Raw genomic sequence first — 24,634 nt, 5'->3', positions numbered from 1 at the left:
CTCCCCTTTCCATGGCAAGTGCACCTAGCGAGCGCATGGTCGAGCATGCGCTGACGCTGATCGTTCAAAGCGAAATCGCTCCCGACCCGGTGGCCGACCAGGCCCGCCTGACCCTGGGCGAATGGCGCGGGAAATCAGCCCGGCACGATGCCGCCGCGCGCGAGGCCCACCTGCGCTGGAACCTGCTGGGCGGCATGTCCGGCGGCCTGCGCGAGCAGTTCCAGGAAACCGCCCTGCTGGCCGACACCGCCTCGCGCTCCACCAAGACCGTGCAGCGCCGCAAGCTGCTGCTGTCCTTTGCCGGGCTGCTGGGCACGGGCGCGCTGGCGGGCCGGGGTGCCTACTGGTACTGGCAGCAGCCCATCCACACGTCGGCCTATGCCACGCGCAACGCGCAGATGCTCAAGGTCACGCTGGCCGACGGCAAGCCCCCGCTGCAGGCCAGCCGCGTCGAGCTGGCGCCCCGGAGCGCCATTGCCGTGACGCTCTACCGCCAGCGCCGCAGCGTGTCCATGTCGCAAGGGGAAGTACGGTTCGAGGTGGCCTCGGACCCCCACCGCCCGTTCGAGGTCATCACGCGCGAGGCCCGCATCGAGGTCGTGGGCACGGTCTTCACCGTGCGCGACCGCGGCGGCCCCGTCACCGTGGGCGTGGAACACGGCCATGTCAGGGTCCGCGTTCTGGGCCGCAATGCGCAGGATCCGGCGGCCGAATCGGCAGCTGTGCTGGACCTGCTGCCCGGCCAGATCCTGGACATCCGCAACGGCCAGCCCGAGGCCGTGCGCCAGGCCGATGCCTCGGCCCTGTCAGCCTGGCGCGAGGGCTGGCTGGTCTTCGAGAACACCCCGCTGGCCGAGGCCCTGGCCACGGTCAACGCCTACCGCACCCAGCCCATCGAAGCTGCCGATGCGCGTGTGGCCGCGCTGCGCCTGACCGGGCGCTTTCGCGCCAATGACTCGGCCGGCCTGCTGGCCGTGCTGCCGTCCATCCTGCCGATCAAGGTGCTGCCGCAGGCCGGTGGCGGCGTGCTGCTGCAGATGCTCTGAGCCCCCTGCGGGCAGAGGCAAGCGCAGCGGCTTCCGGTGGGCCCGAATTTTCTTCATTCTTGCAACAGACTGTCTCCATTTTCGTGGCCCATACGTCTTGGCAGTGCGGCGTGTGGTGACCGGGACAGAACGGGAGTCCGCGCCTCGTCAGGAATAGCTCTCATTCAATGCACCCGGAACCTCCCAATCATGCGTTCTCTGCCTCGTCACCATCTGCTCAGTACCGCCCTTGCCACGGCCTTCGGCTCCACCCTGATGCTTCACAGTCCCCTCGCCAGCGCCCAGCCACAGGCACAAGCGACAGCCCAGGTCTTTGACATCGACGTGCCGGCCCAGCCGCTGGCAGGTGCACTCAACGAGCTTTCACGCCAGACAGGCTTGCCCGTCTTTGCCTCCGGCGAACTGTTGAGCGGCCTGCAATCACGTGCCGTGACAGCGAGGCTGACGCCGGAGCAGGCCCTGCACCAGATGCTGTCGGACACCTCCCTGGAAGCGGTGCGCACGGCCAGCGGCGGATTCTCCATACGCCGCAGCCCGTCCCCCTCCGCCCAGGGCGCGACACTTCCCACCGTGCTGGTACGGGAAGACGCCTTGCGCGAATCCGCCACCGGCCCCATACAGGGCTATGTCGCCAGCCGCAGCGCGACGGGCACCAAGACTGATACGCCTCTCATCGAAACGCCCCAGTCCATCTCCGTTGTGGGTGCCGAAGAGATCGACACGATGAAGTCGCAGAGCATCCAGGATGCGCTTGGCTATGTGGCTGGCGTCAGCCGCTTCGAAGGCCTGTCGCGGGTGCAGGACACCATCTACATACGCGGCTTTCAGGCGCAGGCCGCCACGGGCAGCGTCTATCGCGACGGAACGAAGTACACGGTCAACGCCTTCAACGGAAAGCAGGAAATCTACGGCCTGGAACGCATCGAGGTGCTCAAGGGCGCGGCTTCGGTGCTGTACGGCTCTGCCGGCCCGGGCGGCATCATCAACATGGTCAGCAAGCGGCCCACGTCAACCCCTCTACACGAACTCAACCTCGAGCTGGGCAGCTTCGGCCGAAAGCAGATCTCCGGGGACTTCGGCGGGCCACTGGACAAGGATGGCGACTGGTCCTACCGGATGACCTTCCTGCAACGCGACAGCAACACCTTCGTCGACCATGTGCGCGATGACCGTAGCTTCATTGCCCCGGCACTGAAGTGGCAGCCCAACGCATCGACATCGTTGACGCTGCTGGCCGACTACCAGAAGGACAAGACCAACTACGTTTACTGGCTGCCTGCGCAGGGCACCATTTTCCCCACCATCTACGGAAAGATCCCGCGCAATCGCTTCACCGGCGAGCCCGGCTACAGCAAATTTGATGTGGAGCGCTATTCGATCGGCTACCTGTTCGAGCATGCGTTCAACGACAAGCTCAAGTTGCGCAACAGCCTGCGCTACTTCCATGCCAACAGCGACTTCCCACAGGTCTGGGTCTCCGGACTCGCCGCGGACCAGCGCACGTCCGCCTTTCGCGGCGGCACGCTGCGCTGGGAGCGATCCTCCTCGCTGGTCGCCGATACCTCGCTGCAATACCAGGCCAAGCACGGCAACATCGAGCACACGGTGCTGGTTGGGTTCGACTACACCCGGCCCAAGAACCAGTCCGAGCGCTACGACAGGACGGCCGGCAACATCGACTACTACAACCCGATCTATGGGGGCGCCCTGGGCGAGCCGACGCGTGACAACTGGTGGTCCTACAACGCCGACACGCGACAGGTGGGCCTGTATGTCCAGGATCAGATGAAGATCGCCGACAAGTGGGTGGCCCTGGTCGGTGGCCGCTACGACTACGCGCGGGACAACCAGAGCAACCTGTTCACAGGCGAAAAATCCATAGACAACGAGAAGAACAAGGCGTTCACGGGCCGCGCAGGCTTGGTGTACTTGGCGGACAACGGCCTGGCCCCCTTCCTGAGTTTCAGTCAGTCCTTCGAGCCCACGTCGGGTCGGGACCGCCTGGGATCGCGATTCGACCCCTCGACGGGCACGCAGTACGAAATCGGCACCCGCTACCAGCCTCCGGGTTCGAGCACGCTGATTTCCGCATCGCTGTACCAGCTGACCCGGCAGAACGTTTCGGTGACCGATCCCGTTGATCCCACCTATTCGGCCCAGATCGGCGAAGTGCGCTCCAGAGGCTTCGAGCTGGAGGCCCGTACCAGCGTGGGCCGCAACGCAAACCTGATCGCGGCCTATGCCTATACCGATGCACGCACGACGCAGGCCAGCCCTCTGCAGCCGTCCCAGGTCGGCATGCGGTCACCCGGCATTCCCTACCACCAGTTCTCCATTTGGGGTGACTACAACTTTGGCCGTTTCGGAATGCCCAACCTCAAGGTGGGCGCCGGCATGCGCTACCAGGGCGAGACCAAGCCCAATGCGGGCAATTTCGATGTACCGTCCTTCACGCTGTTCGACGCCATGGTCAGCTACACCACGGGCCCCTGGCGCCTGGCACTGAACGTCACGAATCTCTTTGACAAGACCTATGTCGGCAGCTGCACTACGGGCTGCTTCTATGGCGAACCACGCAAGGCCATTGCCACGGCCACCTACCGTTGGTGAGTGGATGAGGGCGACGGGCGGCACCGGCCCTCTCCTCTCCTCCAGCAAAAAAGAGCGCCGTGGCGCTCTTTTTCATTGGAATGCGGCCTTCGCCAGTCGGTTGAGGCGGTGCAAGCCTATCCAGCACCGCTGCAGCCGTCACGCGCTGCCGGCTTCGACCACAAGGCACTCCTTCGCCTCTGTCGCGGCTTGCGACAGCAGTGCCACCAACTCCGCGTGGTAAGCGCGTACAAGCTGTTCCATGGTGCTTCTCTCGAACATGGCAGCGCTGTAGTTCCACCCCATGGACAGTCTTGAGCCATAGGTGCGACCAATGATCTCCAGCCAGTTCGCCAGCGGCGCCTCGGGATGGCGTTCGGCCCCGGGAGATTCGCTGGCGGGCACGAAACTGGCCTCGCCATCGAAGGTCTGGTCGAACTGGCCCAGGTAGTTGAAGGTGATCCGTGGCTGCACGGAGGCAAGCGCGCCGCGCACCTTTTCATCAGGGTGCAGATAGCGCAAGGCCCCAAAGCCTATGCCCTTGCCCGGTACTGCCTGCAGGCGGGCCCTGACCTGCCGCAAGGTCTGCCGCGCTGCCAGCAGCCCTCCGCTCAGGCGCACAGGATAGGCGCTTGTGAACCAGCCCACAGTACGGCTCAGGTCAATTCCCGCATCGTCGGCCTCGCGGCCATGGCCTTCAAGGGTGAGCAGCAAAGCATCCTGCCCCGTCCATTGGGCAGTGGCGCGCACCAGGGCAGCCAGCAGCAGGTCCTCTGTGGAAACGCCCAGTGCCGCAGGCGCCTCGCGCAGCAGCGCATGGGTCTGCACCTCGTCCAGCTGCAGGGATGCGACGGCCCTGTCCTTGACAACGGCCCTGGCCTGGACATTGTCACGCGGCAGGTCACGGGCACCTTCGAGCTGGTCCAGCCAGAAGGGAAGTTCGGACATGCGCTGCCGCATCGTGGCGGAATCGTGCAGGTGCTGCGTCCAGGCCTGGTAGGGCGCGGACCCAGCAACTTCCTGCAGCACCGCACCATCGCAGAGTTGCTGGTACAGACCTTGCAGGTCCTCCAGGAGCACGCGCCATGAAACGCCGTCCACGATGAGGTGGTGGACCACGATCAGCAATCTCTCGCTGCCATCGGCAATGCGCAGGTGCGCCACGCGCCACAAGGGCCCGTTCTCCAGGTCCAGGCTGCCCTGCACGGATTCGCAGGCGCGGGAGATATCGTCAACCGCCACTTTCTCCAGCGTGCGAAATGCGGCGGCGCCGTTCGCCGGCGCATAGGCTTGCGACCAGACCCCGGCCTCGTCCCGGTGGAAGCGGATACGGAAAGCCTCATGCCGGGCCTGCAGCAGGCGGACGGCTTCATCCAGGTGGCGGCCATGCAGCGGCCGTGTCGCACGCAGCAGCACCGACTGGTTGAAATGGTGGCGCGACGGGATGTCTTCACAGAAGAACCACTGCTGTATGGGCCCCAGCGGAACTGCACCCTGTGCCGCCGCCTCGACCTGCACTGGCTGCGCAGCGCCGGGTTGCTCCGCACAGGCGGTGACCAGCGCCTCGACGGTCTGGTGGCGCATCAGGTCCCGCAGGCGGAGGGTGAATCCAAGCCTGGCGTTCTTCACGCGCGAGATCACCTGCAGGCTCATGATGGAATCACCGCCCAGCTCGAAGAAGTTGTCGTGGATGCCCACCTGCTCCACGCCAAGCACCTGCTGCCAGATCCTGGCCATTTCGGCCTGTGCATGGCTGACGGGTGCCTTGAATGTGCTTTGCGCCTCTGCAACGGGAGCCGGCAGCGCGGCACGATCCAGTTTGCCGCTGATAAGCCGAGGCAAGGAAGCCAGGCCCAGGACACGCGAGGGCAGCATGTACTCCGGCAAGCGCTGTGGCAGTTGCTGCTGTATGCGAGCCACCAGGACCTCGGCGGACAGCCCTTCCCGCGGAACGGCATAGGCGATCAGTTGCATGCCCGTGGCGCCCTGGTGGGCGACCACGGCAGCGTCGGCCACCCCCTCGACTTCACGCACGCGGGCCTCGACCTCGCCCAGCTCAATACGAAATCCGCGAACCTTGACCTGGTGGTCGGCGCGCCCGATGTACTCGATATTGCCGTCCTCCATCCAGCGCACCAGGTCGCCGGTGCGATACAGGCGTCCACTGTCCATGTCAAAGGGGCTGGCAACGAAGCGTTCAGCCGTCAACGCACTGCGCCCCAGGTAACCGCGCGCCAGACCGTAGCCGCCGATATACAGTTCCCCCACCATGCCCCGTGGTACCAGCTGCAGTCCGGCATCCAGCACATAGGCGCTGCGCTCGCCCACGGGTCGGCCAATGGGTGCATAGGCGCAATCGAAGCTGCGGTCGGCCGTGGTCTTCCAGATCAGCGGCGTCACCACGGTCTCCGTAGGACCGTAGCCGTTGATGAGCAAGCGCGGCCGCAGGCTGTTCCTGACCTTTTCATAGGCCATCTTGGGCATTGCCTCGCCACCGAAGACATACAGCTCCACAGGCGGGACATCCTCGCGCTGATGCGCCCAATCGGCGATCTGTCCCAGGTAGGCCGGGGGGAAGGCGGCATTCGTCACGCCATAGCGGCGCAGGGCCTCGTAGGCCTGCTCTGCCGTCCAAAGCTCCTCTTCGCGCAAGGCCAACCCGGCTCCCACGCACAGGGGTGCAAGCCAGCGCTCATGCGCTCCATCGAACGAGAAAGACATGAAGTGCAGCTCACGTGACTGAGGTCCGATGCCATAGATTTCTGCTGTCGCAAGACAATGCATGGCCAGGGGACCATGGGCCACAGTGACGCCTTTGGGCCGCCCGGTCGATCCCGATGTGTAGATGACGTAGGCCAGATGGTCGGCCTGCAGCGCCACCTGCAGGTTGCATGCGCTCTCCTGGTCACCGGGCAGATCGATCGCCTCCAGTTCCAGCACCTCGACCCCTTCACAGTCCGGCAGCCGGGCCGCCACAGTTCGGTGGGCCAGCAGCAAGGCAATGCCGCTGTCCTCGATCATGTATTTCAGGCGCTCGGCCGGATAGCCGGAGTCGATGGGCAGATAGGCACCGCCGGCCTTGAGCACGGCCAGCAGGCTGATGATGCTGTCCAGCGAACGCTGCAGCGCCACCCCCACCAGCACGTCAGGCCCCACGCCCCGGTCGCGCAGGCAATGCGCCAGCCGGTTGGCCCTGGCATTGAGCTGGGCGTAGCTCAGTTCTTCGTCGCCCATCAGCAAGGCGATGGCATCGCCGCGCTGGGCAGCCTGCCGTTCAATGAGATGGTGTACGGCGCCATGGCCGGCGCGCGCAGGCGCGCCATTGCGCCCCAGGGCCACCAGGTCGGCACGCGCACAATCGTCGAGCCACCCCAGCTCACCCACCGCACAGCCCGCATCGCAGGCCATGCGCCGCATCACATGCTCCATCTGCGAGCGCAGCGCGGCGACCTGGTCTTCGTCGAATTCGCGACGGTCGTAGCAGTATTCGATTTCCAGGCAGTCGCCCACGACAACCTGCAGGTCCATGGCATACCCGGTCAGGCCACCGCCCTGCATGGGTCCGAACTGCAGGCCGAAGCGCTCGAGGCTGCGCAACGTCTCGTCCATGGGAAGATTCTCGAAAACGATGATGCTGTCGAACAGCGGCCGCCCGGCCGACCCGCTCCAGCGCTGGATATCGGCGAGCGCCACATGCTCGTATTCGCGCACTCGCATATTGGTCTGCTGCACCTCACGCAGATAGTCGCCCACGCTTTGCCCGCCCGGGGCAGCGACGGGAACCGGGATGGTATTGATGAACAAACCCATCATTTCCTCCACACCCGGAATCTGTGCGGGACGGCCGGCCACCGTGGAGCCGAACAGCACGCGCGCCTTGCCCGTGTGCTGCTGCAGCAGCAAAGCCCAGGCGGCCTGCACCAGGGTGTTGAGCGTGACATGCTCGCGCTGTGCGAATGCCTGGAGCAGGCCTGTCTCGTGGCGGTCCAGCTTCGTATACAGCTTGCCGAAACCCTGGCCGTGATGGCGGTTTGCCGTGGCTTGCGCCAGCAGGCAGGGGCCATCGCAGCCGGCCAGTTCGCCACGCCAGAATTGCTCGGCCTGCGGCACGTCCTGGCGTTGCAGCCAATCGATGTAGTCACCATAGGGCTCTGGCCTTGCCGGCAAGGGCTCGTCGGCATAGGCGCGCAGCCATTCGCCCATGAGGCGCGAATCGGACCATCCATCCGAAAGCACGTGGTGATGCGTCCAGATCAGACGGTGCCTGTAGCGCGGATGGTCGGCTCCAAGATCGATCACGGTGACCTGTGACAGCGGCGGCTTCAACCAGTCGATGTCTCGAACGAGCAGTTGCTGCGCCAGCAAGGACGCGCGGCGCTCGGCCTCCTCGGCCTCCACGCCGGACCAGTCAAGCAGCGACACCTGCGCCTGCACCCTGCGAAGCACGACCTGCAGCGGGCGCACCATGGCGCCATGCCAGAGGAATCCGGTACGCAGCATCTCGTGGCGCTCGACCATGATCTGCCAGGCCCGTGCCAGCCGAGCCGCATCCAGATTGCCGACCTCCAGATTCAGCTGGTTGACGTACAAGCCCGAGCCCGGAGCCTCGATGGCATGCAACAGCATGCCAGCCTGCGTGGGGGCAAGGGGATAGATGTCTTCGATGTTGTCCACGTCCAGCATCGGGAACCACGCAGGGTCTGCCTCCGGGTAGTCGCTCAGGCCCGACCGGCGTCGTGGCGCGCGGTCCTGCGATGCCCCTGCGTCGGCCTCCTCGGCCACAGCACCCAGCGCGGCAATGGTCTGGCATTCGAACATCTGCCGGGGCGTGATGTGCCAGCCGCGCTGCTGCAGCCGCGTGACTATCTGAAGGCTGAGGATGGAATCACCACCCAGCGCGAAGAAGTTGTCATGCCGGCCCAAGGACGGCACCTTCAGCACCTGCGACCAGACCGCCGCCAGCAGCGTCTCCACGCCCGGCAGCGGCGCCTCGCATGCGCTGGCGGCAGGCGCCTGCACCTCAGGCAACGCCTTTCTGTCCACCTTGCCATTGGTATTCAAAGGCAGGGAGTCCAGCACCATGACGGCACTGGGCACCATGTAGTCGGGCAGGACCCGGCCCAACTGGGTCCGCAGCACATCGGTGTCGATGGCGGCCTGCGACCCTGCCGACGCGGGCGTCACATAGGCCACCAGGCGGGTGCCCCCTGCCCCCTGCCGCGCCATGACAACGGCTTCGCGCACCTGCGGTTGCAAAAGCAATTGCGCTTCCACCTCGCCCAGTTCGATGCGCAGGCCACGGATCTTGACCTGGTGGTCGATGCGGCCCAGGTACTCCAACTGCCCGTCGGCACACCAACGCACCAGATCACCCGTGCGGTAAAGCCTGCCACCGGCATCGTCAAGCGGGTCCGCGACAAATCGGTCCGCGCTCAGCCCCGCGCGTCGCTGGTAGCCGCGGGCCAGGCCCGGCCCCCCCAGATACAGCTCGCCCGGCACGCCCGGCACCGTCAGATTCAGCCGGGCGTCCAGCACATACGTGCGCAGGCCACTGATGGGACGGCCAATCGGCACACTGGCCCGCCCATCGTCGCGGCAGGTCCAGTGCGTCACGTCGATGGCCGCCTCCGTGGGGCCATACAGGTTATGGAGCACGGCGCCCGGCAGCCGCCGGCGGACCTGGGCCTGCGCATCGGCATGCAGCGCTTCGCCGCTGCATACGATGCGCACCAGGCTGGTGCAGGCCTCGATACCCTCGTAACCGAGAAAGGCCTGGAGCATCGAAGGTACAAAGTGGAGGGTGGTGATGCCATGCTGCCGGATCAGCGATACCAGCCGGGCCGGATCGCGGTGGTCGCCGGGGCCTGCCACCACCAGCCTGGCTCCTGTCATCAGCGGCCAGAAGAACTCCCATACCGACACGTCGAAGCTGAAAGGAGTCTTCTGCAGCACCGCGTCCGTCGCCGTCAGCGCATAGGCCTGCTGCATCCAGGCCAGTCGGTTGTGCAGCGCACCGTGGCGGTTGGCGGCACCCTTGGGCCTCCCGGTCGAGCCCGAGGTGAAGATGACATAGGCCAGGTTCTCGCCATGCAGCTCGACTTCCGGGTCGTGGGCCGGTTCGCTGTCCACGTCCCGCAGATCGAGATCCACCAACGGCAGGCCCTGCAGATCAGGCAGGCCCATGCGCAGCGCGTCCTGCACCAGCACCAAGCCAAGGCCGCTGTCTTCAACCATGTGCGCCAGCCGATCCGCCGGATAGTCCGGATCCAGCGGCACATAGGCGCCACCGGCCTTGAGAATGGCCAGCAGGCCGACCACCATCTCCAGCGAGCGCTGCGCTGCAATGCCCACGCGCGTCTCGGGGCGCACGCCCAGGGCGATCAGGCGATGGGCCAGGCGGTTGGCACGGACATTGAGTTCCCCATAGCTCAGCGTCCGCTGCCCGAACGACAGGGCAGGCGCCTCGGGGTGTTCGTGTACTCGTTGCTCGAACAGGCGGTGCACGGGAACCTGCCACGGGTGGGCATGCTCATCCACGCTCCACTCCAGCAAGCGCGCACGCTCTTGCCCCTGCAGCACACCGATCTCCGACAGCCGCCCGGGCGAGGGCGCCCCCAGAGCCCGGGCCAAGCCTTCTACGGCCTCGATCACATAGCCACCGACGGTAGACGCATCAATGCCCTGCGCCACCTGGACCACCAGCGAAAAATCGCTACCCATGTCATTCACGAACAGGCCGAAGGGATAGTTGGTGCGCTCTACCCCACCCACCATTTCAACCCCCTCCCACTGCAGCGCTTCGGTTTGAACATCTTCGGACTGCCCGGCACCGTGCCTGTAGTTGAGCAGGGCCGTGAACAGCGGCACCCCCGCCTCCAGCCCGCTGCAGCGCTGGGCCAGCGACAGGCTGGCATGCTCGTGCTCCAGCAACTGCGTCAGCGCCACATGCGCCTGCCTCAAGGCCTGCACCACCCCCTGCACACCCAGCCGGATGCGGATCGGCAAGGTGTTGATGAACATCCCCAGCGCCCGGTCCGCACCCCGCTGCCCCTGCATGCGCCCGAACAGCACCGTGCCGAACACCACATCCTCCCGCCCCGTGGTCCTGCCCACCACCAGCGCCCAGGCCAGATGGAACAGCGCCGCCGCGCTCACCCCATGGCTGCGCGCCTGCTCCCGGATGCGCCACGCAAGCCCCGCATCCAGCTCCAACCGCGCCTCCTGCACTTCGGAGCCATCCCCGCGCACATCCAGCAACCCGTACGGCGCCGTCGGCTCCTGCACATCTGCCAGCATCTGCCGGAAGAACGCCTCGTGCCCGGCCCTGCTGCCTCCCAGCCGCGCCTGCGCCACAAAGCGCCTGAACGCCACCGGCTCGGGCAGCTGGGCCTGCAGGCCCTGCTGCACCAGCCCTATCTCCCTGACAGCCAGCTTCAGCGTGGTGTTGTCGTCCACCATGTGGTGGGTGTACAGGCGCAGCCGCCAGCGCTGCCCGTCGGGTGCAGCAAAGCCGTCGATCATGGGCGCCTGGCGCACATCGATGCGATGCGCCTGGGGCAGCGCATGCACGCCCTCCAGCCACCGCAGCTGCAGCACCGCTTGCCGCCATACCACCTGCACCGGCTCGCGCAACCCCTCCCACAGCACCGCCGTGCGCAGAATGTCGTGCCGCGCAATCACGGTATTGAAGCTGGCCGCAAAGTGCTCCAGCCGCTCGCGGCTGTCGAACAGCAGCTCGTGCGAGGTCACGTAGGCATCGTGCTGCGTGTCCAGCATGTGGTGGAACAGCATGCCCTCCTGCAGCGGTGCCAGCGGGTAGATGTCCTGGATGTTGGCTGCACCGCCGGGCACCCCGGCCGTGATGCGCGCAATCTCCCGGGCATCCAGCTCCACCAGGGTCAGCATCTGCGGTGTGATCTCCGCGCAGCCTTCGGGGATCAGGTTGGGCGGCACGTCGATCTCGCCATTGGTCTGGCCCTGACCCTGCTCCACCGCCTGTGCAAACTCCGCCAGCCTCGGATGCTGGAACAGCGTGCGCACCTGCACGCACAGGCCCTGGGCGCGCACGCGCTCCAGCAGGCCCAGGGCCAGCAGCGAATGCCCGCCCAGCTCGAAGAAGCCGTCCTGCCGGCCCACGCGCTCCACGCCCAGCACCTCGGCCCAGATCTTCGCCAGCGTCTCCTCCAGCTCGCCTTGCGGCGCCTCGTATTCCTGCGCACTCGCCATTTCCGGCTCGGGCAGCGCCCTGCGGTCCACCTTGCCGTTGGCCGTCAAAGGCAGGGCATCGAGCACGACGATGACCGAGGGCACCATGTAGTCGGGCAGCACCTGGCCCAGACGCTGCCTGAGCACGCTGTCTTCGACAGCGCTATGCAGCGACACATAGGCCACCAGCCTTGACCCGCCCGGACCTTGCCTGGCCAGCACTGCCGCCTCGCGCACCTCGGGCTGGGCCAGCAGCTGCGACTGCACCTCGCCCAGCTCGATGCGAAAGCCCCGGATCTTGACCTGCTGGTCCGCCCGGCCCAGGTATTCGAGTTCGCCCTGTGCGTTCCAGCGCACCAGATCGCCTGTGCGGTACAGGCGCTCGCCTGCTTCGCTGAACGGATTGGCAATGAAGCGCTCGGCACTGAGTCCTGCACGGTTGAGATAGCCACGTGCCAGCCCCTCGCCTGCCACGAACAGCTCCCCGGCCACGCCCTGCGGCAGCAGGTTCAGGCTGCCATCGAGCACGTACAGGCCCAGGTCCGGAATCGCCACGCCCACCGGGCTGCGGCCACCGTCCAAATCCGCCTTGGTGATCTGCCGGTACGTCACATGCACCGTGGTCTCGGTGATGCCGTACATGTTGATGAGCCTGGGGCCCTGGTCGCCAAAGCGGTCGAACCACGGCCTCAGGCTCTCGGGCTCCAGCGCCTCGCCGCCGAAGACCACCTGGCGCAGCGACAGGCCGGAACCACCCTCCTCGTCCTGCTCCACCGCATGCACCAGTTGCCCGAAGGCCGAAGGTGTCTGATTGAGAACCGTTACGCGCTCGGCACGCAGCAAGGCCAGGAAGTCCTGGGGCGAGCGGCTGACCCAGTACGGCACCACCACCAGCCGGCCGCCCGTGCACAGGGCGCCAAAGATCTCCCAGACCGAGAAGTCGAAGGCGTAGGAGTGGAACAGCGTCCAGGTATCGCCAGGGCCGAAGCCGAACCAGGCATCGGTGGCATCGAGCAGACGCGCCACGTTGCGGTGGCTCAGCTGCGCGCCCTTGGGGCGGCCCGTGGAGCCCGAGGTGTAGATCACATAGGCCAGGCTGTCCGGGCTCACCTCGACCTGCGGGTCGGTGCCCGGCTCGCCCGACAGGTCCAGCGTGTCGATCTCCAGCACCTGCAGCGCAGCAGCACCGGGAATGCGCTCACGCACTGCCGCCTGCGTTAGCACCAAGCCGATCCCGCTGTCAGCGACCATGTGCGCCAGGCGATCGGCAGGGTAGTCCGGGTCCAGCGGCACATAGGCGCCGCCGGCCTTGAGGATGGCCAGCAGGCCCACCACCATCTCCAGCGAACGCTGCATGGCAATGCCCACGCGCGCCTCGGGGCGCACGCCCAGGGCGATCAGGCGGTGGGCCAGGCGGTTGGCCCGGGCGTCGAGTTCGGCATAGGTCAGCGTATGCGCCCCGCAGCGCAAGGCAATGGCACCAGGATGGCTGCCGGCCTGCTGCGCCACAAGGCGATGGAGCGGCTGCGCATGCTGCCCCGCCTTGAGAAAGGTGCCCCGTTGCCGCAAGGACGCTAGCTCCCGGCCATCCAACACCGCCATGTCCACGGCGGCCATCGATGGCCTTGCGGCCAGCGCCTGGACCAGGCTTTCTAGGGTCTGCCTCACGGCATCCGCTACGCGCTGCGCTCCTACCTGCTGCGCAATATGTGCCACCAGCTCGAAGCCACCGTCCCTGTCATTCACATAGAGACCGAACGGATAGTTGGTACGCTCCCGCGTGCCCAGAATTTCCATGCCTTCCCAGGACTTGGCCGTGTCATCGGATGCAGAGGCACCATGCCTGTAGTTGAGCAGGGCCGTGAACAGCGGCACCCCCGCCTCCAGCCCGCTGCAGCGCTGGGCCAGCGACAGGCTGGCATGCTCGTGCTCCAGCAACTGCGTCAGCGCCGCATGCGCCTGCCTCAAGGCCTGCACCACCCCCTGCACACCCAGCCGGATGCGGATCGGCAAGGTGTTGATGAACATCCCCAGCGCCCGGTCCGCACCCCGCTGCCCCTGCATGCGACCGAACAGCACCGTGCCGAACACCACATCCTCCCGCCTCGTGGTCCTGCCCACCACCAGCGCCCAGGCCAGATGGAACAGCGCCGCCGCGCTCACCCCATGGCTGCGCGCCTGCTCCCGGATGCGCCGCGCAAGCCCCGCATCCAGCTCCAACCGCGCCTCCTGCACTTCGGAGCCATCCCCGCGCACATCCAGCAACCCGTACGGCGCCGTCGGCTCCTGCACATCTGCCAGCATCTGCCGGAAGAACGCCTCGTGCCCGGCCCTGCTGCCTCCCAGCCGCGCCTGCGCCACAAAGCGCCTGAACGCCACCGGCTCGGGCAGCTGGGCCTGCAGGCCCTGCTGCACCAGCCCTATCTCCCTGACAGCCAGCTTCAGCGTGGTGTTGTCGTCCACCATGTGGTGGGTGTACAGGCGCAGCCGCCAGCGCTGCCCGTCGGGTGCAGCAAAGCCGTCGATCATGGGCGCCTGGCGCACATCGATGCGATGCGCCTGGGGCAGCGCATGCACGCCCTCCAGCCACCGCAGCTGCAGCACCGCTTGCCGCCATACCACCTGCACCGGCTCGCGCAACCCCTCCCACAGCACCGCCGTGCGCAGAATGTCGTGCCGCGCAATCACGGTATTGAAGCTGGCCGCAAAGTGCTCCAGCCGCTCGCGGCTGTCGAACAGCAGCTCGTGCGAGGTCACGTAGGCATCGTGCTGCGTGTCCAGCATGTGGTGGAACAGCATGCCCTCCTGCAGCGGTGCCAGCGGGTAGATGTCCTGGATGTTGGCTGCACCGCCGGGCACCCCGGCCGTGATGCGCGCAATCTCCCGGGCATCCAGCTCCACCAGGGTCAGCATCTGCGGTGTGATCTCCGCGCAGCCTTCGGGGATCAGGTTGGGCGGCACGTCGATCTCGCCATTGGTCTGGCCCTGACCCTGCTCCACCGCCTGTGCAAACTCCGCCAGCCTCGGATGCTGGAACAGCGTGCGCACCTGCACGCACAGGCCCTGGGCGCGCACGCGCTCCAGCAGGCCCAGGGCCAGCAGCGAATGCCCGCCCAGCTCGAAGAAGCCGTCCTGCCGGCCCACGCGCTCCACGCCCAGCACCTCGGCCCAGATCTTCGCCAGCGTCTCCTCCAGCTCGCCTTGCGGCGCCTCGTATTCCTGCGCACTCGCCATCTCCGGCTCGGGCAGCGCCCTGCGGTCCACCTTGCCGTTGGCCGTCAAAGGCAGGGCATCGAGCACGACGATGGCCGAGGGCACCATGTACTCGGGCAGGGACTGGCCCAGGCGGCCTCTGAGCATCCCTTCTTCCAAGTCTTCGTTCAACGAGACGTAGGCCACCAACCGTGCACCGCCAGGCCCCTCCTTGGCCAGCACCACCGCCTCGCGCACCTCGGGCTGGGCCAGCAGCTGCGACTGCACCTCGCCCAGCTCGATGCGGAAGCCCCGGATCTTGACCTGCTGGTCCGCCCGGCCCAGGTATTCGAGTTCGCCCTGGGCGCTCCAGCGCACCAGGTCGCCTGTGCGGTACAGGCGCTCGCCTGCTTCGCTGAACGGATTGGCAATGAAGCGCTCGGCACTGAGTCCTGCACGGTTGAGATAGCCACGCGCCAGGCCCGCGCCCGCAACGAACAGCTCGCCCGCCACGCCTTGCGGCAGCAGGTTCAGGCTGCCGTCCAGCACGTACAGGCCCAGGTCCGGAATGGCAGTTCCCACGGGACTGCGGCCACCGTCCAAATCCGCCTTGGTGATCTGCCGGTACGTCACATGCACCGTGGTCTCGGTGATGCCGTACATGTTGATGAGCCTGGGGCCCTGGTCGCCAAAGCGGTCGAACCACGGCCTCAGGCTCTCGGGCTCCAGCGCCTCGCCGCCGAAGACCACCTGGCGCAGCGACAGGCCGGAACCACCCTCCTCGTCCTGCTCCACCGCATGCACCAGTTGCCCGAAGGCCGAAGGTGTCTGATTGAGAACCGTTACGCGCTCGGCACGCAGCAAGGCCAGGAAGTCCTGGGGCGAGCGGCTGACCCAGTACGGCACCACCACCAGCCGGCCGCCCGTGCACAGGGCGCCAAAGATCTCCCAGACCGAGAAGTCGAAGGCGTAGGAGTGGAACAGCGTCCAGGTATCGCCAGGGCCGAAGCCGAACCAGGCATCGGTGGCATCGAGCAGACGCGCCACGTTGCGGTGGCTCAGCTGCGCACCCTTGGGGCGGCCCGTGGAGCCCGAGGTGTAGATCACATAGGCCAGGCTGTCCGGGCTCACCTCGACCTGCGGGTCGATGCCCGGCTCGCCCGACAGGTCCAGCGTGTCGATCTCCAGCACCTGCAGCGCAGCAGCACCGGGAATGCGCTCACGCACCGACGAATGGGTGAGCACCAGAGCAATGCCGCTGTCCTGCACCATGTGCGCCAGGCGATCGGCAGGGTAGTCCGGGTCCAGCGGCACATAGGCGCCGCCGGCCTTGAGAATGGCCAGCAGGCCCACCACCATCTCCACCGAACGCTGCATGGCAATGCCCACGCGCGTCTCGGGGCGCACGCCCAGGGCGATCAGGCGGTGGGCCAGGCGGTTGGCCCGGGCGTCGAGTTCGGCATAGGTCAGGGATTGCTGCCCGAATGCCAGCGCCGGGACACCAGGGCAGCGCCGGGCCCAATGCTGCATCCGCTGGTGCAGGGGCTGAATATCCCCCTGCACATGCGTTGCTCGGGCCAGCGCATGCAACTGTGTCGTCTCCGCTGCAGGCAGCAGATCGACCGATCCCATCCAGCAGTCCGGCCGGTCTGCGAATACCGACAGCATATGAACCCAATGGTCCGCAAGCCGTGCGATGCGGGAGGGCTCGAAGCGCTCGCGCGCATAGCTGAACCTTGCATGCACGCTGCCATCGGGCCGCTCCGTGGTCTCCAGCATCCACTCGAACTGTGCCGCCTTGTCGCCGGTGTCGCAGAGTTCGGCCTTCAGGCTTGGCAGTTGCTGCAGCGCCCGGTAGTCCTCGCGCAGATGGTTGAACATCACCTGGAACAGAGGGCTGCTGCCCAGGCTGCGCTCGGGCTGCAGGGCTTCCACCAGCCGCTCGAAAGGCAGGTCCTGGTGGTCCTGGGCCTCCAGCGCCGCCTTGCGGGTCTGGTTAAGCAGTTGCCTGAATGGCATGGACCCGTGCAGTCTGGCGCGCAACACCTGGGTATTGACGAAAAAGCCGACGAGGCCTTCGGTCTCCACCCGGTGCCGGTTGGCGATGGGCACTCCCACCCGGATATCCTCGCAGCCGGTGTGGCGGTGCAGCAATGCCTGGAATCCTGCCAGCAGCACCATGAACAGGCTGGCGCCATGCCGATCAGCCAGCGCACGCAACCGCTGCACCAGGTCGACGGACAGGACCAGGCCGTGTCGCGCCGCCTGGTAGCGTCCGTCACTCCTTCGTTGCCAGTCTGCCGGCAGCTCAAGAACCGGGTGCTTGTCGCCCAGCTGCTGTTGCCAGTACAGCAGTTGCCGGTCGGCCTCGCCTGCGTCCAGCCAGCTTCTCTGCCACAGCGCATGGTCGGCATACTGCACCGCCAACGGCGCCAGGGCCACAGCCTCGCCCCGGACCAAGGCCCGATAGCGCTGGGCAAATTCGTTGACCACGATCTGCAGCGACCAGCCATCGGCAACGATATGGTGCATGACCACCACGAATAGATGCGCCTCGGGAGCAAGCCGCAACACCACGGCACGCAGCAGCGGCCCCCGGGCCAGATCGAACGGTTGGCTGCAGATGCGCTGCACTTCGGCTTGCTGTGCGTGGGCTTGGCCCGACGCGCCGAGGTCCAGGCAGCTGAAATCTATCTCGGCCTGTTCGCGGATGAGCTGTTGAAGCTGGCCCTGTTCACCCATCCTGAACACCGTGCGCAGCGACTCATGGCGCTGCACCACGCCGGACAGTGCTGCTCTTGCCGCCTCGATATCGAATTGCCCCTCCAGCCGCATCACGCCCGCCAGGTGGTAAGCCGTGCTCCGAGGATCCAGCTCCCACAGAAACCACTGCCGTGCCTGGGCTGCCGAGGCCACACATTCGCCACGCGCCTGCGAGCCACGCGGCAGGATGGGAAATTGTCCGGGAGACAGCCCTTGCGCCCTGAGCTGCTGGTAGACAAGGCGGCGCTTGTCATCGGAAAGCCCGGCGAATTTTTCCGCCACATACCGCACTTGATCGAGACCCATCAAACGTTCTCCAGACTGTCGATAAACGAGGCGATCTCGCGGAACTTCGCATCCTGATCACCAGAGGTGGCAATGCGAGCGGCCATGGCGGCCAGCTCGGGAGCTTCGAACACGTCCTTGACGGCAAGGCTGGTATGCAGGGTGCTTTGCACGCGTGCCACCATCTGCGCAGCAAGCAGGGAATGGCCGCCCAACTCGAAGAAGTTGTCCCTGCGGCCCACACGCTCCGCCGACAGCAGTTCGCACCAGATCCGCGCCAGCCCTTGCTCGGTATCTCCAGACGGTTCCTCATGGGTGGTCGACGAGACGAAAGCGGGATCGGGCAGCCTGGATCTGTCCACCTTGCCATTGGCATTCAGGGGCAGCGCCTGCAGTTCGACAAAGGCCGAAGGCAGCATGTAGTCGGCCAAGGACTGCCGCAGACCTTCACGCAGCGCAGCGGCATCCACAGCAGCCCCAGGATGGGCGACGACGTAGGCCACAAGCCGGCTTGAGTTCGCCAGCTGCTGCGCCACGACGACGACCTCGCGCACCGGCTGCAGCGCCAGCAGGGCCGCCTCCACCTCGCCGGGCTCCACGCGAAAGCCGCGGATCTTCACCTGGTGATCGACGCGCCCCAGGTATTCGAGCTGGCCTTGCTCATCCCAACGCGCCAGATCCCCCGTCCGGTACAGGCGCCCGGCATGGCCGTCCAGCGGGTCCGCCACAAAGCGCTGCGCCGTGAGCGAGGGACGCCCCACATAGCCTCTGGCGAGCGCACCACCCAGATACAGCTCGCCGACCACGCCCGGCGGCACCAGCTGCAGGCTGTCGTCCAGCACGCGCAGGATGGCCGTGGACGCGGGCGTGCCTATGGGTGGCAGCATGCGGCCGTCGCCAGCGTCCACGTCCGAGTTGCTGACCACGTGGGTTTCCGTGGGACCGTACTGGTTGAACAACCGGCATCGGGGCAGGCGCCGCAGCCAGGCCGCCAGCTCCTCGGTCAGCTTGAGCTGCTCGCCCGCCGTGATGATCTGCCGCAGCGCGGGCAGGCGCCTGTCCAGGCGCAGCGCCGCTTCGGCCAGCAGCTGGAGCACGGCATAGGGCAGGTAGACGCGCTCCACCGCCTGATCCTCCATCAAGGCCAGCAGCAACGAGAAATCCCTTCTCTGGTCAGCATCCGTCTGGACCAGGGTGGCGCCCGAGCAGAGGGCCACGGCGACCTCCTGGTAGCCCACATCGAAGCAAGGCGAGGCAAACATCAGCGTTCGTGCCGATCCCGGCATCCGGGTGATCTGCCATGCGACCAGTTGAGAGAGCACGCCGTGCCGCATGGCAATGCCCTTGGGACGCCCGGTGGAGCCTGAGGTGAACAGGATGTACAGCAGGCTGTCCGCATTCAACGCGACGGACGGGTTGCCCTGTGGCAACTGGGCCCACACCACGCGGCGCAGGTCGATGCCGGGCAGCCCTTCAAAGGTGCCCGAAAGCGCGGCGCCCATATCCGCGTTATGGATGAAGACATCGGCCCGGCTGTCTTCCAGCATGACGGCGATTCTGTCCGCAGGGTAGTCCAGGTCCAGCGGCACATAGGCGGCGCCCGACTTGAGGATGGCCAGCAAGGCCACCACTGAATCAATGCCGCGCGGCAAGGCCACGGCGACACGGCGCTCAGGCCCCATGCCCTTGCGTATCAGCAGATGGGCCAGGCGGTTGGCGCGGAGGTTCAACTCGCCGTAGCTGAGGCTTTCTCCCGCACATTCGGTGGCGATCGCATGCGGCTGCCGCTGCACCTGGCCCTCGATCATCTGCACAAGACAGCCAGGGTTGGCCCCCTGCCCGCCTGCACGGCTCCACGCATCGAGATTTCGGAGGTCGGCAGCGCCGAGGATGTCGATCTCGGACAGCCGCGCCCCGGGCCTTTCCACCAGCGTCGCCAGCAACTGGTCGAAGCTGCGCGCCAGCCGCTCGACCATGGGAGCTTCGAACAGCTCCTGTGCATAGCTGAACTGCGCGCTGAGGCGGCCATCCTCCCACTCGACCGTGTCCAGCATGAACTCGAATATGGTCGATCTCTCGATGTCCAGATAGCCCTCGAACCGCAGCCCGGGAAGCTGCTCCAGCACCTGGCGGCCCTTTCTCTGGTGGTTGAACATCACCTGGAACAGGGGACTGACGCTCAGGCTGCGCTGCGGCTGCAGCGCTTCCACCAACTGCTCGAAGGGAAGGTCCTGGTGCTCCTGGGCCTGCGCCACGGCATCCCGGGCCTGGATCAGCAACTCGGACAGCGTCATCTGGCCGTGCAACTGCCCGCGCATCACCTGGGTGTTGACGAAGAAACCCACGATGCCCTGGCTCTCTGCCCTGTGCCGGTTGGCGGTGGGCACGCCGACCCGGATGTCCTGCAGGCCGGTATAGCGATGCAGCAGCGCCTGGAACCCTGCCAGCATCACCATGAACAGGCTCATGCCCTGGGCCTGGGCCCTGCGCTGCAGGCCGTGCACCCGCTCGGCGGACAGCGCGATGGAATGCTGTGCAGCGCGGTAGCGGACACCTGCGCGGCGTGGCTGGCTCGTGGGCAATTGCATGACGGGATGCTCGCTGCCCAGCCTGCTCTTCCAGTAAGCCAGTTGTCGCTCCCCCTCGCCGCCCTGCAGCCAGCCCCGGTGCCAGGCTGCATGATCCGCGTACTGCAGGCGCAGCGGGGCAAGCTTCAGGCTTTGCCCTTGAAGACGTGCGCAGTAACGCTGAGCGAACTCGTCCACGATGATTTGCATGGACCAGCCGTCCGAGACGATGTGGTGCATGACCACGACCAGCACATGTGCCTGTGGCGTCACACGGATCAGCGCCAGCCGCAGCAGCGGTCCCCGGGACAGATCGAAGGGCGCGGCGATGATGCCCATTGCCTCTTGCCGCACGGCGGCATCGCGCCGGTTCTCGGGCAAGGTCGAGAAATCGATCAGCGGCATCGCGGAGCCGGGCAGTTCCGCTGGCGCCTGGATGTGCTGCCACACCTGGCCCTGGGCATCGGCACGGAACACCGTGCGCAGCGATTCGTGGCGCGCCACAAGCTCGTCGAAGCTCAGGCGCAGGGCTGGCAGATCCAACGCTCCCGCCAGTTTCAGCGCGCCTGCGATGTGGTAGGCACTGCTGTGCGGATCCAGCTGCCAGAGGAACCATTGGCGCAGTTGGGCATGCGATGGCAGCAGCGGCTGGCTGCGCAGCGCCGCCTCCAGCACCGCAATGGACTCTTCCTTGGCTTGATTCGCACCTGCCGCCGTGGCCTGCTGAGCAGGCGGTGAGGACTCCAGCATGGCGGCCAGCTGCTGCAGGCTGACCTGCTCGAACAATTGCCTGGGTACCAGTCTGAGCCCACGCTTGCGTGCCTTGGCCACCACCTTGAGAGCGAGGATGGAGTCTCCTCCAATCTCGAAGAAGTTGTCCCTGCGGCTGATGTGCTCGCGCCCCAGCACCTCTGCCCACACCGCAGCCAGCGCCTGCTCGGCCGCTCCCACCGGCGCCTCATGGCCAGCGCCTTCAACGGACTCCGGCGCAGGCTCCGGCAGGGCATTCCGGTCGATCTTGCCGTTCATGGTCAACGGCAGTTGGGGCAGCGGCACGATGGCTGCGGGCAGCATATAGGGCGGCAAAGCACGCGACAGGAGTTCGCGCAGCGCGGCGATATCGAGCACCTGTCCTTCTTGAGCGACGACATAGGCCAGCAGGCGCTGCTGTCCGTTTTGGGCCTCGCGCACGATGGCTTCGGCACTCGCAACGCCGGGCAGTCCCTGCAGCGCCTGGGCAACTTCCCTGAGTTCGATGCGGTAACCGTGCAGCTTGATCTGGTCGTCGTGCCGGCCCAGAAACTCGAAGCTGCCATCGACGAGCTGCCGTACGCGGTCCCCCGTGCGGTACAGGCGCTGGCCTGCGCACCAGGGATCAGCAACAAAGCGCTCGCTGGTCTGGCCACGCCTGCCCTGGTAGCCGCGCGCCAGGCCTTGGCCGCCCAGGTACAGCTCTCCGGCAAGTCCCTGGCCAACCGGGCTCAGCCATTCGTCCAGCACATGCGCGCGGCCATTGCCCAATGGCTTGCCCAGCGGGACCGTGGCGGCCTCGCGAGCGCCTGCGGCGGCCTCCTGTGTCAGTACTCCCACGGTGGTCTCCGTCGGGCCGTAGTGATTGAGCACCCTGGTACCCGGGCTGAGTGCGGCGATCTGCGCGCCCAGCGCCCAGCCCGTGGCCTCTCCCCCCAGCACCAGGCAATGGCGCGGCAGGACCTGTTCGGGCCGGGCAGCATTCAGCAGGGCCTGCAGATGGCTGGGCACGATCTTGAGCACATCGACCTGGTGCGTGTGCATGTAGTCCGCAAAGGCATCGGGATCGAAGACGCGCTCGGGGGCGATCAGGTGCAGCAGGCGCCCAGAGCACAGCGCGCCGAACAGCACCGTATGGCCCAGGTCGGCGGCCACGGTGGACACCATGGCCATGCTGGAGGCACTGGCCGGCAGGTCCAGCCGCGCCAGCACGCCCTGCACATAGTTGGCCAGCGCGCCGTGGCTGATCACCACGCCCTTGGGCTGGCCGGTGGAGCCCGAGGTGTAGATGAGGTAGGCGGCCTGATCGCGGTGGAGCGTGACGGGTTCCAGCGCGGTGCCTTCAGGCTCGGTGTCGTCGGAGAGTGCCAGCGGCCAGACGGGAATCGCCGGCTGCCACGCCGCGGGCTGCGCGGCCAGCAGCAGGCGGGCGCCGCAGTCGTCCAGCTGGCAGGCCAGGCGCTCGGCCGGCAGCTCGGGGTCCAGCGGCACATGGACGCAGCCGGCCTTGAGCACGGCCAGCATGCCCAGCACCATCTCGGGCGAACGCGGCGCCAGTACGCCGATGCGGGTTTCCGGACGCAGGCCCTGCGCGCGCAGCTGCGCGGCCAGGCGGTTGGCCGCACGGTCCAGCTGCGCGAAGGATGCGGTGCGCGATTCGGCGCGCAGCGCCATGCCCTGGCCCTGGCGCGCCACCGAGGCGCTCCACAGCGCAAGCACTGTTGCGACCTGCGACTCAGCGGGATGTGGCACGGCGTTCGGGTCAGGCGGGTCGGCCAGCGCAATGGCTGCCAGTGCTGCATCGGGAGCAGCCACCACCTGCTGCGCGCAGCGGGTCAGGCTGTCCGCGAAGACGGCGATGCGCTGCGCATCGAACAGGCCCGTGTCGTGGATGAACACGCATTCGATGCCCTCGGCCCGGTCGGTGAAGTCCAGGCTCAGGTCGAAATGCGCCTGGCCTGCCGTCAGTGTCTGCATGCGCACGCGCAGGCCGGCGGCACTGCGCTCGCGCTCCATGGCGTCCTGCTGCGTGCACTTGACCTGGAACAGCGGATGCACGCCCGGCAGGCGCTCGGGCGCCAGCGCCTCGACCAGCATGTCGAACGGCAGGTCGGCATGCTGCTGCGCATCCAGCACGGCCTGGCGCACCTGTTCCAGCAGTTCGCCAAAGCCCATCTGCGGTGCGGCATCGACCTGCAGCACCTGCAGGTTGAGCAGATAGCCGATCAGCCCATGCGTCTCGGCCTTGCCCCGGTTGGCAATGGGCGTGCCCACGCGGATGCGGCGCTGGCCGCTCAGGCGGTACAGCAACAGATCCAGCAAGGCCGTCATGGCCATGAACAGCGAGGCGCCCCGCGCCCGCGCCAGCGCGCGCACTGCGTCGGACAGCTCGACGGACCAGACAAAGCGGTGCCGGCCCTCGGCCGCGCCCGGCACGGCGCCGCGCGCATGGCTCAGGGGCAGCTCCAGCGGCGCGTGTTCCTGGCCCAGGCGATCGCGCCAGTAGCGCAATTGGCGCTCTCGCTCGCCACCGTCCAGGCGCTGGCGTTCCCAGGCTGCGTAGTCGGCGAACTGGATGGGCATGGGCGCCAGCGCGGGGGGCTGCGCGCGCAACCGGGCCTCGTAGCAGTGCAGCAGCTCGTCAATCAGGATGCGCAGCGACCAGCCGTCCGCAGCGATATGGTGCAGCGACAGCGCCAGCACGTGGCGCTGCGCCCCCAGGCGGTACAGGCAGGCGCGCAGCGGTGCCTGGCGGTCAAGGGCGAAAGGCGTCTGCGCGAAGCCGGCCAATGCGTCCTCCAGCGCGGCCTGCGCCGGCAGATCGACCACAGGCATTTGCAGTGACGTGGCCCCGTCCGGTTGCACCGGCTCCATCGGCTGCACCACTTGCTCCGCCTGGCCATCGTCGCCGGCCGTGATCCGCGTACGCAGGATGTCGTGCCGCGACACCAGGTCGCCCAGCGCGGCCGCCAGCGCCGCCACGTCCAGCGGGCCTTCCATGTCCAGGCTGCCGGCCAGGTTGTAGGCCGGGCTGTCGGGCGCCAGCTGCCAGGTCAGCCAGAGGCTGCGCTGGGCATGGGACAGCAGGGCCGGGCTGGCCGGATCGCGGCGTGGAATGTCCTGGCCAGCGCGCACGGCCGGGCTGCCGCCGCCGCGCAGGCGGGCATCGAGCTGGGCACGCTGCTCGGGGCTGAGCCGGGCGCGCAGGGACTGAATATCTTGCGGTGCTGTCATGGC

4 protein-coding genes are annotated in these 24,634 nt (G+C 67.0%); 2 read left to right on the top strand and 2 right to left on the bottom strand.

Annotated elements, in window-relative coordinates:
• The first annotated feature begins 11 nt into the window (after positions 1-11).
• Together ACFPFG_RS29035 and ACFPFG_RS29030 are read left to right on the top strand one after the other, a co-directional pair.
• Positions 12-1,046 carry a FecR family protein gene (locus tag ACFPFG_RS29035; protein ID WP_380109371.1) on the top strand — a complete coding sequence of 345 codons (1,035 nt, stop codon included), beginning with the start codon at positions 12-14 and terminating at the stop codon, positions 1,044-1,046.
• Between the two features lie 189 nt (positions 1,047-1,235).
• On the top strand, positions 1,236-3,656 hold the full coding sequence (locus ACFPFG_RS29030; protein ID WP_312378480.1) for a TonB-dependent siderophore receptor: 2,421 nt from the start codon (positions 1,236-1,238) through the stop codon (positions 3,654-3,656).
• Between the two features lie 138 nt (positions 3,657-3,794).
• On the opposite strand, the gene ACFPFG_RS29025 is transcribed toward ACFPFG_RS29030, so the two are convergent.
• Both ACFPFG_RS29025 and ACFPFG_RS29020 read right to left on the bottom strand, forming a co-directional pair.
• The gene (locus tag ACFPFG_RS29025; RefSeq protein ID WP_380109369.1) at positions 3,795-18,101 is read right to left on the bottom strand and encodes an amino acid adenylation domain-containing protein; all 14,307 of its coding nucleotides are present in this window, start codon (positions 18,099-18,101) and stop codon (positions 3,795-3,797) included.
• Positions 18,101-24,631, bottom strand: a complete 6,531-nt coding sequence (locus ACFPFG_RS29020; RefSeq protein ID WP_380109367.1) for an amino acid adenylation domain-containing protein — start codon at positions 24,629-24,631, stop codon at positions 18,101-18,103. Before ACFPFG_RS29020 ends, ACFPFG_RS29025 begins: the two co-directional genes overlap by 1 nt.
• Positions 24,632-24,634 lie beyond the last annotated feature (3 nt).

Origin of the sequence: Delftia deserti, from assembly GCF_042653485.1 — a bacterium.
Classification (GTDB): Bacteria; Pseudomonadota; Gammaproteobacteria; order Burkholderiales; family Burkholderiaceae_C; genus Comamonas; species Comamonas acidovorans.
This window is presented reverse-complemented; position numbering and strand designations above follow the sequence as displayed.